11 protein-coding genes are annotated in these 15243 nt (G+C 64.2%); 6 read left to right on the forward strand and 5 right to left on the reverse strand.

The features are described 5' to 3' along the window. Positions 1–12: 12 nt before the first annotated feature. Positions 13–1023 (reverse strand): D-2-hydroxyacid dehydrogenase family protein, encoded by a 1011-nt coding sequence (locus tag RO07_RS00645; RefSeq protein ID WP_039407163.1) that lies wholly within the window; start codon positions 1021–1023, stop codon positions 13–15. 565 nt (positions 1024–1588) lie between these two features. On the opposite strand from RO07_RS00645, the gene RO07_RS00650 reads away from it, so the two are divergent. From RO07_RS00650 to RO07_RS00660, 3 genes are all read left to right on the forward strand, one after another. Beyond that, entirely contained in the window at positions 1589–3475 is a 1887-nt protein-coding gene (locus tag RO07_RS00650) for a phosphoenolpyruvate carboxykinase (GTP) (protein WP_039407164.1), read from the forward strand. 249 nt (positions 3476–3724) lie between these two features. After that, positions 3725–3943, forward strand: coding sequence for a hypothetical protein (locus RO07_RS00655; protein WP_039407166.1), 219 nt, complete (start codon positions 3725–3727; stop codon positions 3941–3943). A 17-nt stretch (positions 3944–3960) separates the two neighbouring features. Then, positions 3961–4380 (forward strand): type II toxin-antitoxin system VapC family toxin, encoded by a 420-nt coding sequence (locus RO07_RS00660; protein WP_039407169.1) that lies wholly within the window; start codon positions 3961–3963, stop codon positions 4378–4380. 38 nt (positions 4381–4418) lie between these two features. Here RO07_RS00660 and RO07_RS00665 read toward each other — a convergent pair whose 3' ends face one another. Both RO07_RS00665 and RO07_RS00670 read right to left on the reverse strand, forming a co-directional pair. After that, a complete protein-coding gene (locus RO07_RS00665) occupies positions 4419–5051 on the reverse strand; it encodes a response regulator (RefSeq protein ID WP_115089003.1) in 633 nt (210 codons plus the stop codon). Next, the gene (locus tag RO07_RS00670) at positions 5048–6433 is read right to left on the reverse strand and encodes a cache domain-containing protein (protein WP_039413770.1); all 1386 of its coding nucleotides are present in this window, start codon (positions 6431–6433) and stop codon (positions 5048–5050) included. Before RO07_RS00670 ends, RO07_RS00665 begins: the two co-directional genes overlap by 4 nt. Positions 6434–6834: 401 nt before the next feature. Between RO07_RS00670 and RO07_RS00675 the strand changes: the two genes are divergently transcribed. Together RO07_RS00675 and RO07_RS00680 are read left to right on the forward strand one after the other, a co-directional pair. Further along, the gene (locus tag RO07_RS00675; RefSeq protein ID WP_039407174.1) at positions 6835–8901 is read left to right on the forward strand and encodes a carbon starvation CstA family protein; all 2067 of its coding nucleotides are present in this window, start codon (positions 6835–6837) and stop codon (positions 8899–8901) included. Positions 8902–8918: 17 nt separating this feature from the next. Next, positions 8919–9128: a YbdD/YjiX family protein gene (locus RO07_RS00680; protein ID WP_039407176.1), complete on the forward strand. Its 210-nt coding sequence runs from the start codon at positions 8919–8921 to the stop codon at positions 9126–9128. Between the two features lie 133 nt (positions 9129–9261). Here the strand turns inward: RO07_RS00680 and hemN are convergent, their stop codons facing one another. Beyond that, positions 9262–10797 (reverse strand): oxygen-independent coproporphyrinogen III oxidase, encoded by a 1536-nt coding sequence (gene hemN, locus RO07_RS00685; RefSeq protein WP_237171351.1) that lies wholly within the window; start codon positions 10795–10797, stop codon positions 9262–9264. 442 nt (positions 10798–11239) lie between these two features. Here hemN and RO07_RS00695 point away from each other — a divergent pair, with 442 nt between their 5' ends. Then, on the forward strand, positions 11240–12208 hold the full coding sequence (locus tag RO07_RS00695) for a LysR family transcriptional regulator (RefSeq protein WP_039407182.1): 969 nt from the start codon (positions 11240–11242) through the stop codon (positions 12206–12208). Positions 12209–12346: 138 nt separating this feature from the next. Here the strand turns inward: RO07_RS00695 and RO07_RS00700 are convergent, their stop codons facing one another. Further along, positions 12347–15034, reverse strand: a complete 2688-nt coding sequence (locus RO07_RS00700) for a DNA topoisomerase III (protein ID WP_039407184.1) — start codon at positions 15032–15034, stop codon at positions 12347–12349. Positions 15035–15243: the final 209 nt, after the last annotated feature.

Below are 15243 nucleotides of genomic sequence, written 5' to 3' on the forward strand. Positions count from 1 at the left end.
GGCGGCCGGCGCCTATCGTCCGAAGCCGAGCAGCGCGGTCGGGTTCGCCACGTGGGCGCGATCGCCGTTCAGGAAGTCCACGATGTTCTGGAACGCCACGCGGAAATACAGCTCATAGCTTTCGCGCTCGACGTAGCCGATATGCGGCGTGCATACGCAATTCTCCAGGCGCAGCAGCGGGTTGCCCTGCAGAATGGGCTCGCTTTCGAAGACGTCGATGGCGGCCATGCCGGGCCGGCCGCGATTGAGGGCCGTGATCAGGGCGTTTTCTTCCACCAGTTCGGCACGGCTCGTGTTGACGAAGAGCGCCGTCGGCTTCATCTGCTGCAGATCTTCCAGCTTGACGATGTGACGCGTCTCGTCGTTCAGGCGCAGGTGCAGCGACAGAACGTCGCTTTGCGTGAACAGTTCTTCCTTGCTGTTCGCCACGCGCAGACCGTCGGCCGCGGCGGCCTCGCGCGAGCCTTCGCGGCCCCACACCATCACTTCCATGCCGAAGGCCTTGCCGTAGCCGGCCACGAGGCGGCCGATCTTGCCATAGCCCCAGAGACCGAGCGTCTGGCCGCGCAGCACCTGACCCAGGCCGAAGTTCGGCGGCATGCTCGAGGACTTCAGGCCCGACTGCTGCCAGGCGCCGTGCTTGAGGCTGGAGACGTATTGCGGAATGCGGCGCTGGGCGGCCATGATCAGCGCCCAGGTGAGCTCGGCGGGAGCGGTGGGCGAGCCCACGCCCTCGAGCACGGCGACGCCGCGGGCGGTGCAGGCGTCGATGTCGATGTGGTTGCCCGCCCGGCCGGTCTGGCTGATGACGCGCAGGCGCGGCAGTTTGTCGATGAGCTGAGCGGTGATGGCGGTGCGTTCGCGGATGAGTACGAGGACTTCGGCCTCGCCGACGCGGGCGGTCAGTTGGCCCACACCCTTGACCGTGTTGTTGAAGACTTTGACGTCATGACCGGCTAACAGGGAAAAGCAATCGAGCTTGCGAACGGCGTCCTGGTAGTCGTCGAGAATGGCAATTTTCATGGCAAAGCGTAGTCGGATCGGCGCGACAGGGGGCATGCCGCGCAATCGGTACATAAATCTGAGGCCGCCGCGACGGCGGGCGTACTGGTCGTTGACATGGACGGTGTGCAACGGGGCGAACCCCAGCCGGCCTTGTTGCGACGCAGCACCGGCGCGATTTGCGCGGTGGTATGCTGACGCCTCGTTTTGCATAGTATGGCAGGTGTCCTGGCAACCATGGCGAAACCGCCTCAACACGATGGCAAAAAATCGAACCCACCCCGCAAAAGCAAGTCGGACCCGGTGAGCGAGACGCCTGATGCGTACCGACCGGTGCGCCCGTTGCCCCCTGCTTCCTCGCGTGTGTCGCAAGACCTGCGGCGCGCTCCCTATTTCATGCGGCCAGGGTCCGCGCGCGCCGGTCATCCGGGTGCGCCGGGCCTTCGTCGGGGCAATGACGCCCGTCCGGTATCCCCAACCGGATCGGGTCGCCCGGCGAAACCCGAGCCGAAAGGCAGAAAGGCGCCCGCGCGACGGACGTTCATCGTCCGCTCCGATTTACCGACTCTGCATGGAGACAACCCCCATGACTCAAGCCAGTGTGAGCGCCAATGCGCTCAACACCTCCTCCTCGTCCAATGTCGCCACTCGTGATCTGCCCTCGTGGGTGCGTCACCGCAAGCTGATCGACTGGGTGTCGAGCATTGCGGCGATCACGCAGCCCGAGCGCGTCGTCTGGTGCGACGGCTCGCAGGAGGAGTACGACCGTCTGTGCGAACAGATGGTTGCGGCCGGAACGATGAAGCGGCTCAACCCCGCCAAGCGTCCCAACTCGTTCCTCGCGCTGTCCGATCCGTCGGACGTCGCACGCGTGGAAGACCGTACGTTCATCTGCAGCGAAAAGCGCGAGGACGCCGGTCCGACCAATCACTGGATCGCTCCGGGCGAAATGCGCAGCACCCTCGACGGGCTCTTCCAGGGCTGCATGCGCGGGCGCACGATGTACGTCGTGCCGTTCTCGATGGGGCCGCTCGGGTCGCCCATCGCGCACATCGGCGTGGAACTGTCGGATACGCCGTACGTGGCCGTGAACATGCGCATCATGACGCGCATGGGGCGCGCGGTGTACGACGTGCTGGGCGACGACGGCGAATTCGTGCCGTGCGTGCATTCCGTCGGCAAGCCGCTCGCGGCCGGCGAGAAGGATGTGGCGTGGCCGTGCAACAGCACGAAGTACATCGTTCATTTTCCGGAAACGCGCGAGATCTGGAGCTATGGCTCGGGCTACGGCGGCAACGCACTGCTGGGCAAGAAGTGCTTCGCGCTGCGCATTGCCTCGAAGATGGGCCGCGACGAAGGCTGGCTCGCGGAGCACATGCTGATCCTCGGCGTGACGTCGCCGGAGGGCAGGAAGTACCACGTGGCCGCGGCATTCCCGTCGGCCTGCGGCAAGACCAACTTCGCGATGCTGATCGCGCCCAAGGGTTTCGAGGGCTGGAAGGTCGAGACCATCGGCGACGACATCGCGTGGATCAAGCCGGGCAAGGACGGACGTCTCTATGCGATCAACCCGGAAGCAGGCTTCTTCGGCGTGGCCCCGGGCACGAGCCAGAAGACCAACCCGAACGCGCTCGCCACGCTGGGCGAGAACGTGATCTTCACGAACGTTGCACTCACCGATGACGGCGACGTGTGGTGGGAAGGTCTGACCGATACGCCGCCGGCGCACCTGATCGACTGGCAGGGCCAGGACTGGACGCCGGAAAGCGCGAAGGAGACGGGTCGCAAGGCGGCGCATCCGAACTCGCGTTTCACGGCGCCTGCCGCGCAATGTCCGTCGATCGATCCCGACTGGGAAAACCCGGCCGGTGTGCCTATCGACGCGTTCATCTTCGGCGGCCGCCGTTCGACGACCGTGCCGCTTGTGACCGAGGCGCGCGACTGGACCGAAGGCGTCTACATGGCCGCGACGATGGGCTCGGAGACGACCGCCGCCGCCGCGGGCCAGCAAGGTGTGGTGCGCCGCGACCCGTTCGCGATGCTGCCGTTCTGCGGCTACAACATGGCCGACTACTTCCAGCATTGGCTCGATACCGGCGCGCATCTCGGCAAGACAGGGGCGAAGCTGCCGAAGATCTACTGCGTGAACTGGTTCCGCAAGGGCGCAGACGGCAAGTTCGTGTGGCCGGGCTTCGGCGAAAACATGCGCGTGCTGGCCTGGATGCTGGGCCGTATCGACGGCACGGCAAAGGGCGAGGAAAACGCGTTCGGCATCACGCCGCGCTACGAAGATCTGAACTGGAACGGCTTGTCGTTCACGCAGGCGCAGTTCGACGACGTAACGTCGATGGATCCGGCGGCGTGGCGCGAGGAACTCAAGCTCCACGCCGAGCTCTTCGAGACGCTCAAGCATCGTCTGCCGCAAGCGCTGCTCGATACGAAGGCCGATATCGAGCGCCGTCTGAATGCCTGAGGACGAGGCGAAGATCGATCGCCGGCGCGGGAAGGCCGTGATTGCGGCCGGCTGATCCGGCATCCATCGCCGTAAGTCGCAACGATCCCATCGAGGGAAACTTCGATGGGATTTTTTATGGATGTTTCCGTGTCTTGTGATCCTTCCGAAAGCCCCGTGGATCAAGGTTTTCGGGAGATTCCGAGCGAGGCTCGGTGATAGCATTTCTTCTGTGGGGTGTCGTTGCAGTGGAATCTGGACTACGAATAAATGGAGGACGTGATGCACATGTTATTGATCGAAGGAATCGATGATGAGCTTATGAGGTCGATCCGCACACGGGCGGTGATACATCAGCGAACGCTGGAGGAAGAGGCGCTGTCGATGCTGAACAGCCTGCCGAAGCATCCCGGCTTTCGGTGTCTTGGCGAAGCGATCCTGCATTTCCCCAATGTCGGGCTCGACAGCGATTTCGAGCGCGTCAATTAAGGCGAATGAGAACCGAGATGTATCTGCTGGATACCAATGTGATCAGCGAATGCAGGAAGGGCGGTGGCGGCGACCTCGGCGTGCAACGGTTCATTCGCGACACGAACACTCGGGGAGTGCCACGCTACCTTTCGGTCATTACGTTGGGGGAAATGCACCGAGGGGCGCTGTTGCTGAGACATCGAAATGACCTCCGTCAGGCTGCGCTGATCGATAACTGGGTCGAGTCGGTGCGATTCGACCATATCCGATACACGCTGCCGGTCGATTTGAAGATCTGCTACGAATGGGCACGCCTGCGCGTGCCTCACCAGCAGCATCCTGTCGACAAATTGCTCGCTGCCACGGCGCGGGTGCATCGGCTCGTCGTCGTCACTCGAAACGTCAAGGATTTCCGCGAGACCGGCGTGGAGGTATACAACCCGTTTCTTCATTGATTGGCGAGGCCGCGACGGTTTACTGTCACCCCGGGGGCTCAGAGCCGGTTCTCCACCGCGAACTTGATCAGCTCGGCCTGACCTTCGATGCCGAGCTTGCGTTTGATGTTGAGTCGATGCGTCTCCACGGTCCGCACCGACAGATCCATCTCCGTCGCGATCTGCTTGTTCGCCAGTCCGCGAGCGATGCGCGACAGGATTTCGCGCTCGCGAGGCGTGAGCGAATCGATCGGGGCATGCGCCGTCGAGGCCTGTACCACGCGCGCGGCGATCGCGGCGCTGTAGTAGGCATCACCGCGCGCGACACGCTCGATGGCCGTCACGATCTCATGGGCGGGCGCATCCTTGAGGACATAGCCGCGTGCCCCGGCACGTACCGCCTGACGCACATACTCGGCGTTGTCGTGCATCGACAGAATCAGCACGGCGATATGCGGAAACTGTTCGCGGAAGAGGGCGGTCAACTCGATGCCGTTCGTGCCGCGCATGCTGATGTCCATCAGCGCGAGATCGGGTGACGACGTCTTGGCGCGGGCCAGCGCTTCCTGCGCATTGCCGGCTTCGCCGACCACTTGCAGGTTGGGGGTCGCCTCGAATCGCGCGCGCAGGCCGTCGCGTACCAGCGGGTGATCGTCGATCAACAGCAATCGGATAGGGTGAGCTTGCATCATTTGCGGGAGGTTGCACGAAGCGCCGCTTTGGCGGCGGCGGGCGTGAGCGGCACCCACGCACTGATGGTGGTGAGGCCGGGCCAGGATTGAACACCGAGAACACCGCCCACGGCGTCGAGTCGCTCGCGCATGTTGCGCAGGCCGATGCCGTGCCGGGGATTGTGATGCACGTCGGTCACGTCGAAGCCGCGCCCGTCGTCGGCGATCGCCAGATGAATGCCGTCGGTCTTGAAGACGAGCAGGATCGATACGCGCGACGCCTGCGCGTGCCGCTCGATATTGGTCAGCGCTTCCTGCGCGATACGGAACAGCATCGTCTTGATGTTGTCGTCGAGCGCAGGCGCTTCGCCTTCGACGTTCATCTCGACAGGCAGCCCGGCGTGCGAGCCGAACTCCCGCGCGAGTTGGTCGATGGCTGCGGCAAGGCCCAGATCGTCGAGCATGGCCGGACGCAACGCCTGCGAAATGCGTCGCACCTCGCCGAGCGTGCCGTTCAGACGGTCGATCGCCACGCCCAGCGTGGTGCTCGCTGCCGCGGGCGAGCCGGGCAGCCGCATCGAGGCCGACTCGAGCAGCAACTTGACCGATACGAGCAACTGGCTGATGCCGTCGTGCAGTTCGCGAGAAATCCGCGAGCGCTCCACCTCCTGGGACTCCACGACCTGGCGTGCGAGCTGGCGTAACTTCGCGTCGGCCGTCTTCAGTTCGGTGATGTTCACCACGAGCCCGCACAGGCCCACGATGGCCAGACACGACGAAGCGATGAGCGTGATCCAGATCAGCGTGCGATCGATGTTGGCCTGCGCGCGATCGTCCGATTGTCGCAGCGTGGCCTCGACATCGTCGAGATAGATGCCGGTGCCGATCATCCAGTTCCAGCGCGGCAAAGCGATCACGTAGCCGAGCTTCGGCGCCATGTGCTGCAACGACGGCTTTTCCCACGCGTATTGCACATAGCCGCCGCCGGAACGCGCGGCGCCGATCAGGCGCTGGATCGTGGGGGCGCCGGATTCGTCCTTGAGTGTCCAGAGGTTGTGACCGACGAGTTCGGGTTGTCGCGGGTGCATCAGACTCTTGCCGTCGAGATCGTAGACGAAGAAATAGCCGTCCTTGCCGAACTCCATGCGCGCAAGCGTGGCGAGCGCCGCTTCGCGTGCGGCGGGTGTATCGGGGCCGTTGTAGAGCGGTTCGATGGCGTTGCGTGCGAGCCCCACGTAATGCAGCAGCTCGGCCCGCTTGTTGGCCAGTAACGCGGTCTGCACCGCTTCGTGTTGCGCGCGCGCGAGCTCGTTTCCCTGATAGCGCACGGCCAGCGCGATGGCGACCATCGCGAGCGCAACGGGTAGCAGCGCAAGGACGAAAAATTTCTGTCGGAGATTCATGGCAATCGAAAAGCCTGCAATGCCGCCGCGTGCTGCGGTGGGCATTTGGCAGGCGTTCGCTACGTAATAGCACGTAGTTCGCCTGCGTAGTTCCGCGCTTGTGGCACGGCGGGCAAACGCCAATACTACACGGCGAATCGTGGCTGGGGCTGCCGAGTGCGTCTCCCGGACGAATCTCGGAGCCCGGCGTTCTTGCTCCGGACCTTGCGCAACCGCAAGTCATTCACAAGTTCGCGTTATCGGCCTTCGCTGCACCCAGACCCCCGCAAAGAGGGGCAATACGGGTGCGGGTGTGCCACGTTTCACGGCGTCGTCGCGACGTCGATACAAGAGGCGGGACAGTGCCGCAACGGCGCCGTCCCGGAATTGCTGCCCTAAGGAGGCAGTTCCGAGGAGAGACAATGAATCGCATCTGGCAACAACTGCCCTGGGCAGCCGTGGCCATCGTCGGCGCGTGCGCGCTCGGCACGGTGGCACTCTCGCGCGGCGAAACCGTCAGCGCACTCTGGATCGTGATCGCAGCCATCTGCGTTTATCTGATCGCCTATCGCTTCTACAGCAAGTTCATCGCCACGCGCGTCGCGCAGCTCGACGGCACACGCATGACGCCCGCCTGGCGTCACAACGACGGCCTGGATTACGTGCCGACCAACCGCTACGTGCTGTTCGGTCATCACTTCGCCGCGATTGCCGGTGCCGGCCCGCTCGTCGGTCCCGTGCTCGCCGCGCAGATGGGGTACCTGCCGGGCATGCTGTGGATTCTTGCCGGCGTGGTGTTCGCCGGCGCCGTGCAGGACTTCATGGTGCTGTTCATCTCCACGCGCCGCGACGGCCGCTCGCTGGGTGACCTCGTGAAGTCCGAACTCGGCATGATTCCCGGCGTGATCGCGCTGTTCGGCGCGTTCCTCATCATGATCATCATCCTCGCGGTGCTCGCGCTGATCGTGGTCAAGGCACTGACCGGGTCGCCGTGGGGCACGTTCACCGTCGGGCTGACCATTCCGATCGCGCTGTTCATGGGCGTGTACACGCGCTTCATCCGCCCGGGCCGCATCGGCGAAGTGTCGATCATCGGCTTCGTCATGCTCATGGCCGCGATCTACTTCGGTCAGAGCGTGCACGACAGCGCCGCGCTCGCGCCGCTGTTTACGTTCGACGGCAAGCAACTGACGTGGATGCTGATCGGCTACGGCTTCATCGCCTCGGTCCTGCCGGTGTGGCTGCTGCTCGCGCCGCGCGACTATCTGTCGACGTTCCTCAAGATCGGCACGATCCTGGCCCTCGCGATCGGCATTCTGGTTGTCGCGCCGGAGCTGAAGATGCCTGCGCTCACGCAGTTCGTCGACGGCAGCGGTCCGGTATGGTCGGGCAAGCTGTTCCCGTTCCTCTTCATCACGATCGCGTGCGGCGCCGTGTCGGGTTTTCATGCCCTGATCTCGTCGGGCACCACGCCGAAGCTCCTCGATAACGAAGTCAACGCGCGTTTCATCGGTTACGGCGGCATGCTGATGGAGTCGTTCGTGGCCATCATGGCGCTGGTGGCGGCGTCGGTGATCGACCCGGGGGTGTACTTCGCGATGAACAGCCCGGCGGCCGTGATCGGCACGACGCCGGAAGCCGTGGCGCAAGTCGTCTCCGGCTGGGGCTTCACCATCACGCCGGACGTGTTGACGGCCACGGCACAGGCCGTGGGCGAACACACGATCATTTCGCGCGCCGGTGGCGCACCGACGCTCGCCGTCGGCATGGCGCACATCCTGCACCAGGTGGTTGGCGGCGAAGCGATGATGGCCTTCTGGTACCACTTCGCGATCCTGTTCGAAGCGCTGTTCATCCTGACGGCCGTCGACGCCGGCACGCGCGCCGGGCGCTTCATGCTGCAGGATCTGCTTGGCACTTTCGTGCCGTCGCTCAAGCGCACCGAATCGCTGCCCGCCAACCTGATCGCGACGGCGCTTTGCGTGGCCGCTTGGGGTTATTTCCTGTATCAGGGCGTGGTCGATCCGCTCGGCGGCATCAATACCCTGTGGCCGCTCTTCGGCATCTCCAACCAGATGCTCGCCGCCATTGCGCTGACGCTCGCCACGTGCGTGCTCTTCAAGCTCAAGCGCGAGCGCTTCGCCTGGGTGACGATCCTGCCGACGCTGTGGCTGCTCGCCTGCACGCTCACGGCTGGCTGGCAGAAGATGTTCGATCCGGATCCGAAGGTCGGCTTCCTGGCCCACGCGGCCAAGTATCAGGCAGCTCTGGCTGACGGCAAGCTGCTCGCACCGGCCAAGTCGATGGCGCAGATGCAGCAGATCGTGTTCAACGACTACGTGGACGCGACGCTCGCCGGCGTGTTCATGTTCGTGGTGGTGGCCGTGGTGGTGTTCGGTCTGCGCACCGTCATCGTGGCGCGCAACGCCGGCAAGCCGACGGCCAAGGAAACGCCGTTCGAGCCGATGCCCGCAGGCCGTCAGGTCTGAGGCGAACGGGAGATGCCATGCTCGACGACGTCGGTAGCGAACTCGGTAAGGTCGGCCGATATCTGGGACAGGCCATGCGGTTGATGGTCGGCCTGCCCGATTACGACACGTACGTGGCGCACATGCGCGCCACGCACCCGGATCGTCCGGTCATGAGCTATGAGGCGTTCTTCCGGGAGCGTCAGGAAGCGCGCTACGGCGGCAAGAGCGGCGGACGCTGCTGCTGAACGCCTGCCGCGCGCCATGCGTCGGTGATGAAAAACGCCCGGTGGCATCCATCGGGCGTCCTGGCTTGCGGACTTGGATCGGTGCCCGGGCGACGATGCAGCGCCTCGCCCGAGGCTCTGCATCACATCACTTTTACATCACCTTTGCGCAGTGCGCGTTGGCCGCGCTTCGGCGATAGCCATCGAACACCTGCGCGATGACGCGCACCAGCAGGCGCCCCGCCGGTAGCACGCGCAGTCCGTGCGCATCGAGGCTCACGAGACCATCGGCGGCCAGATCGGCCATCTCACCGAGTTCGTCGGCAAAGTACGTGACGAAATCGATCTCGTGCGCCTGCTCGATGGTCGTGAAATCCAGCGTCATATGGCACATCAGACCGGAAATCACGTCGCGGCGGAGCCGGTCGTCCGCCGTGAGCCGCACGCCGCGCGTGATTGCCAGTCCGCCCGCGTCGATCGCCTCGTAATAGGCCTTCAGGGTCTTGGCGTTCTGCGCATAACTATCGCCGATGCGCCCGATGGACGACATGCCCACGCCGATCAGATCGCAGTCCGCACGCGTGCTGTAGCCCTGGAAGTTACGATGCAGCGTGCCGGCCGCCTGCGCGTGCGCGAGCTCGTCGTCGGGACGTGCGAAGTGATCCATGCCGATGTAGAGGTAACCGGCATCGGTCAGCCGCGCGATGATCGTCTGCAGCAGCGCGAGCTTCTGCGCGCCGTCGGGCAGCGTATCGGGCAGACGGCGCTGCATCTTGAACTGCTGCGGCAGGTGCGCGTAGCTGAACACCGACAGACGGTCGGGCGCCATGTCGATCACGGCGTCGAGCGTGTTCGAGAATGATTCGGGCGTTTGGTATGGCAGACCGTAGATCAGGTCGAAGTTGATCGAACGGAAGCCGCTGCCTCGTGCCGCGTCGAGTGTGGCCTCGACGAGCGCGCGCGGCTGCACGCGATGGATGGCTTCCTGCACACGGGGATCGAAGTCCTGCACGCCGATCGACAACCGGTTGAAGCCGAGGGCCCGCAGGGCACGAATCGACGTCGGGCCTGCACTGCGCGGATCGATCTCGATAGCGTATTCGGCGCTGTCGTCGCTTGCCATCACGAACTGACGGCTGATGGTGTCGACGAGCGAGGCGATCTGTTCCAGCGAGAGAAACGTCGGCGTGCCGCCGCCCCAGTGCATCTGCGCCAGCTTGCGGCCGGCGCCGAGCAGCGACGCCTGCCGTGCAATCTCGGCGTGCAGTCGCTCGACGTACGCCTGTGCGTGCGCACGGTTGCCGGTGACGATCTTGTTGCAGGCACAGTAGAAGCACACGGTATCGCAGAACGGAACATGCACGTAGAGCGAGAGCGGCTTGCCCGTGCGCTTGGACTGCGCGGCAGCGCGAGCGTAATCCTCGACGCTGAAATCGTCGTGAAATTGCAGTGCCGTCGGGTACGACGTGTAGCGCGGGCCATTCACATCGTAGCGACGCAGCAACTGTGCGTCGAAGTAGGCCGGCGCGGAAGGCGAGATCGACGGTGCACCGGGCGTCGTGCGCGACTTGCACGGCGTCTGCAGTTCGCCGGCGGCCGCGTCGTGCGACGTGCAGCCGGGACACCCATGAGCGGTGTTCGTCGCCGCGGCGCTGACGCAACGCGGCGGCATCAATGGCAGGGGATTCATGACGAAGTCGGCTCCAGGCCGGTTACGAAGGTGACATGGCACTGTAGCGTCGCGATGAACGCGCCGCCCTGACTTGCGTCAAACACCTCGCTGCCGCCGCCCGCATGCCGTGGAGCGCCACGGACGCCCAGGGGCGGCCAGCACGTCGAGCCGGTCTGCACGAAATTGGGCATCACGCCGACGTTCATGCGTAGCAAGACGCGTGGCGGCCATGCGCCAAATTCATTGCCATGTCAGGCAAATTTTGGCGACGTACGGTAAGCTAACGTCTTATTGAAGTCCCGCCGCGTCGACAGCCCTGGCGGCCGCGCGGCGCATCCCCGAAACAGTTCGGGGCGGCGGTCCGCCTGATGCCTGTGGGAACCCGCAGAACCGGTGAAACTCCGGTCCGCCCTTGCTGGTCTTTGCCGGAACGACGCGGCACATCACGTTTGGAAACAACATGGACCGTCTGCAATCGATGCGCGTTTTCGTCAAGGTGGCCGACAACGGGAGCTTCGCCCGCACGGCTGCCCAGATGGATCTGTCGGCCGCCGTGGTCACGCGGCACGTCGCGGAACTGGAATCGCATCTCGGCGTTCGTCTGCTCAACCGCACCACGCGCAGCCTGTCACTCACGGGCGCAGGGCAGGTGTATCTCGAACGTTGCCGTCAGATCATCGATGAAGTCGACGAGGCCGACGCCCTCATCTCCAGCGCGTCGCGCGATCCGAAGGGCACGCTCAAGGTGGTCGCGCCGGTCTCGTTCGGCCTGCGCAACCTCGCGCCGCTCGTCAAGAAGTACCAGGAAATGCATCCCAAGGTGGTGGTCGACCTGACGTTGACCGACCGCGCCATCGATCTGGTGGAGGAAGGCTACGACTGCGGCATTCTGCTCACGCGCATGATCAACAGCGAAAGCCTGATTTCGCGCGTGCTTGCCGAGACGCGCGTGATGCTGTGCGCTTCGCCAGCCTACATTGCCGAGCACGGCGAGCCGGTGACGCCGCAGGAGCTGAGCGAGCATGGCGTGCTTGGCCTGCCGAACGACTTCTGGAGCGACGACCGCGTATTTTCCGGCCCCGATGGCGAAGTGCGTGTGCGAGTGCAGAACAAGTTCATCTGCAACAACACGGCATTGTTGCGTCAGTCGGTGTTGCTGGGGCACGGCATTGCGTTCCTGCCGTCGTACCTCGTTGGCAACGACGTGCGCGACGGCGACCTCGTCGCACTGCTGCGCAACTACACGCAAACGCCCATCGACGTCTCGCTCGTCTACCCAAGCCGCAAGTATCTGTCGGCGAAGACACGCGGTTTCATCGATCTGACGGTTGAATATTTCCGCCAGAACGAAGGTATTTCGGCCGCCGAGCGCTGGGTGCCGCCCAAGCTGCCGTCGCCGACCACGCCCATTTCCGAAATACCGGTGTGACGCCGCGCCGACCGAACCGGTTGGGCTGAGCGGCGCTGCATCGCAGCCATAAGGCAAAATGACCGCTTCCTGCAAGGGAAGCGGTCATTTTCATTACCCCGTTGGATCGGGACCCTGTCGTGCAGTCCCGATACGCGCTCAGAATGGTGCGTCGTCGTCGAACGAGGCGTCGTCGGACGGTGCCGCCTTGCTGCTCGTCGTCTTGGGCTTCGCCGTCGTCTTGCGCGCTGCCGCCTTCTTCGCAGGCGCCTTCGTGGCAGCAGTCTTCGCCGCGGTCTTGCGCGCGGGCGCGGCTTTCTCGTCACCCTCGCCGTCGGCTGCCTTCGCGGCCGTCTTTTTCGGTGCCTTGGCCTCGAATTCGAAGCCGATGGTGCCGTCCTTCTGCTTGGCCAGGTAGGCCTTGAACGTGCGACCCGTGCGCGACGACTTGAAGTTCGTCAGCAGGTCGGTCTTCCCTTCGGTGAGCAGTTTGTGAATCTGCTCGCGCGAGATTTCCTGCTGCAGAATCACCTTGCCCGAGGTGAAATCGCACGTCTTCGGGTTGGCCACGGCGTTCTCGCACACGTAGCGCATGCCGTGTTCGAACACGCGCCCACCGCACTTCGGGCACTTGCCGACCGGCTCCTGACCCGTGAAGTCCGGCGCTTCGCCGTCTTCGTCGCCGTTGTCCTGACCGAAATCGAACTCGAGCTTGTAACCCATCTCGTCGTCGGGCGAGAGCTTGAGAATCGCCGAGAACGGGCGTCCCATCTTGCTGCGGAAGCCCGACAGCGGCCCGATCGTCTTGTTCTTCAGAAGCTCTTCGACTTCCGGGATTTCGAACTGGCGTCCACCCGGAATCTTCGAGATCGAGAAGCTGCAGTTCGTACACGCGAATCGGCGATAGTTCTCCTTGACCACGCTGCCGCAATGCGGGCACGGAGTGGTGAGGGTCGCATAGTCGCCGGGGATCGTGTCCGAATCGTATTCCTTCGCGCGCTTGACGATGGTCTGCGTCATCTGCGCGATTTCGTGCATGAACTCGTCGCGCTTGAGGCCGCCGCGCTCGATCTGCGAGAGCTTGGCTTCCCATTCGCCCGTGAGCTCGGGCAAGGTGAGTTCGTCCACGCCCAGGCCGCGCAGCAGCGTCATGAGCTGGAACGCCTTGGCCGTCGGATGCAGCTCGCGGCCTTCGCGCACGAGGTACTTTTCCGTGAGCAGGCCTTCGATGATGGCCGCGCGCGTGGCCGGCGTGCCCAGACCCTTGCCTGCCATTGCCTCGCGAAGTTCGCCGTCTTCGACGAGCTTGCCCGCGCCTTCCATCGCCGAGAGCAGTGTGGCTTCGCTGTAGCGTGCGGGCGGCTTGGTCTGCAGACCCACGGCCTCGACCTTGTCCACCCCGACTTTCTCGTCCTTGGCGACTGGCACGAGGTTCGGCTGATCCTCCTTGCCCGCTTTGTTCTCTTTACCGTCGCCCGCGCCTTCCTTGCCGTAGACCGCGAGCCAGCCGGCGTTCACCAGCACCTTGCCTTCGGTCTTGAAGTGATGCCCCACGACTTCCGTGATGCGGGTCGTCACCTGATACTCGGCCGCCGGGAAGAACACGGCGAGGAAGCGCTTGACCACGAGGTCGTAGAGCTTCTGCTCCGGCTCGGAGAGGTTCTTCGGCGCCTGCAGCGTCGGGATGATGGCGAAGTGGTCGCTGATCTTGCTGTTGTCGAAGATCCGCTTATTCGGCTTGACCCAGTCCCTGGTCAGGACCTGGTTGGCGAACTGATGATAGTTGTTGCTCTCCTTGAGCACGGCCATCGTCTCCTTGACGGTGGCCAGATAGTCTTCCGGCAGTGCGCGCGCGTCGGTACGGGGGTACGTGAGCACCTTGTGCTTTTCGTACAGCGCTTGCGCCAGACCCAGCGTGTTCTTCGCGGAGAAACCGAAGCGGCCGTTCGCTTCGCGCTGCAGGCTCGTCAAGTCGAAGAGCAGCGGCGAGAGTTGCGTCGTGGGCTTCGACTCCTCGGTCACCGTGCCGTGTTTGCCGCGCACGGCCGCCACGACCGACTCGGCCGCGGCCAGGCTCCACAGACGCGAGTCGCGCTGTTCCGGATCGAATTCGTTGCGCTTGAAGTTCGGGTCGAACCAGCGGCCTTCGTAGAAGCCTGCCGACGCGACGAACTCGGCCTTCACTTCCCAATAGTCGCGCGAGACGAACTTGCGGATCTTCTCTTCGCGCTCGACCACGATCGACAGCGTCGGTGTCTGCACGCGACCGACCGTTGTGAGGAAGAAGCCGCCGCCCTTGCTGTTGAAGGCGGTCATGGCGCGCGTGCCGTTGATGCCGACGAGCCAGTCGGCTTCGGCGCGGCTGCGCGCGGCGTCGGCGAGCGGCAGCATGTCGCCGTCGCTGCGCAGGCGCTTGAAGCCGTCGCGGATCGACTGCGGGGTCATCGACTGCAGCCACAGACGCTTGACGGGCTGCTTCGCCTTCGCGTGTTGCGCGATCAGGCGGAAAATCAGCTCACCTTCGCGCCCCGCGTCACAAGCATTGATCAGGACGTCCACGTCCTTGCGCTTGATCAGGCGGGTGAGCACCTTCAGGCGCGACTCGCTCTTGGCGATCGGCTTGAGGTCGAAGTGGGGGGGAATCACGGGAAGGTTGGCGAAGCTCCACTTGCCGCGTTTGACTTCATAGTCTTCCGGCGCGCCGATTTCGACGAGGTGGCCAACCGCCGACGAGACGACGTAATCGTCGCTCTCGAAGTACTCGTCATGCTTGGTAAAGCCGCCCAGCGCCCGCGCGATGTCATTCGCGACAGACGGTTTCTCGGCAATGATCAGAGCTTTTGACATGACGTTAGGTAATGTTGAGGAGGTGTCGCCAGGCGACATTCGTTGGCTTTATAACATATAGCCAAGCCGGCGTTGCCGTCGGATCGGGCACAAGGCGTACCCGAAAGCGGCACATCATAAGCGCGTCGCAAGCCGTCGGCAAGGCCGCCGCCCGCCCGGGGCTCACGCGCCGGTCCGCCCTGCGCGAAGGCCGGCCGGGACAGTCGCGC

The organism is Pandoraea pulmonicola (genome assembly GCF_000815105.2).
GTDB classification, from domain to species: Bacteria; Pseudomonadota; Gammaproteobacteria; order Burkholderiales; family Burkholderiaceae; genus Pandoraea; species Pandoraea pulmonicola.

Coding starts and splice junctions, on each gene's coding strand:
- RO07_RS00695 (WP_039407182.1), top strand. CDS start 11,240: ATGGACCGTCTGCAATCGATGCGCGTTTTCGTCAAGGTGGCCGACAAC.
- RO07_RS00660 (WP_039407169.1), top strand. CDS start 3,961: ATGTATCTGCTGGATACCAATGTGATCAGCGAATGCAGGAAGGGCGGT.
- RO07_RS00655 (WP_039407166.1), top strand. CDS start 3,725: ATGGAGGACGTGATGCACATGTTATTGATCGAAGGAATCGATGATGAG.
- RO07_RS00700 (WP_039407184.1), bottom strand. CDS start 15,034: ATGTCAAAAGCTCTGATCATTGCCGAGAAACCGTCTGTCGCGAATGAC.
- RO07_RS00675 (WP_039407174.1), top strand. CDS start 6,835: ATGAATCGCATCTGGCAACAACTGCCCTGGGCAGCCGTGGCCATCGTC.
- RO07_RS00670 (WP_039413770.1), bottom strand. CDS start 6,433: ATGAATCTCCGACAGAAATTTTTCGTCCTTGCGCTGCTACCCGTTGCG.
- RO07_RS00645 (WP_039407163.1), bottom strand. CDS start 1,023: ATGAAAATTGCCATTCTCGACGACTACCAGGACGCCGTTCGCAAGCTC.
- RO07_RS00650 (WP_039407164.1), top strand. CDS start 1,589: ATGACTCAAGCCAGTGTGAGCGCCAATGCGCTCAACACCTCCTCCTCG.
- hemN (WP_237171351.1), bottom strand. CDS start 10,797: ATGAATCCCCTGCCATTGATGCCGCCGCGTTGCGTCAGCGCCGCGGCG.
- RO07_RS00680 (WP_039407176.1), top strand. CDS start 8,919: ATGCTCGACGACGTCGGTAGCGAACTCGGTAAGGTCGGCCGATATCTG.
- RO07_RS00665 (WP_115089003.1), bottom strand. CDS start 5,051: ATGATGCAAGCTCACCCTATCCGATTGCTGTTGATCGACGATCACCCG.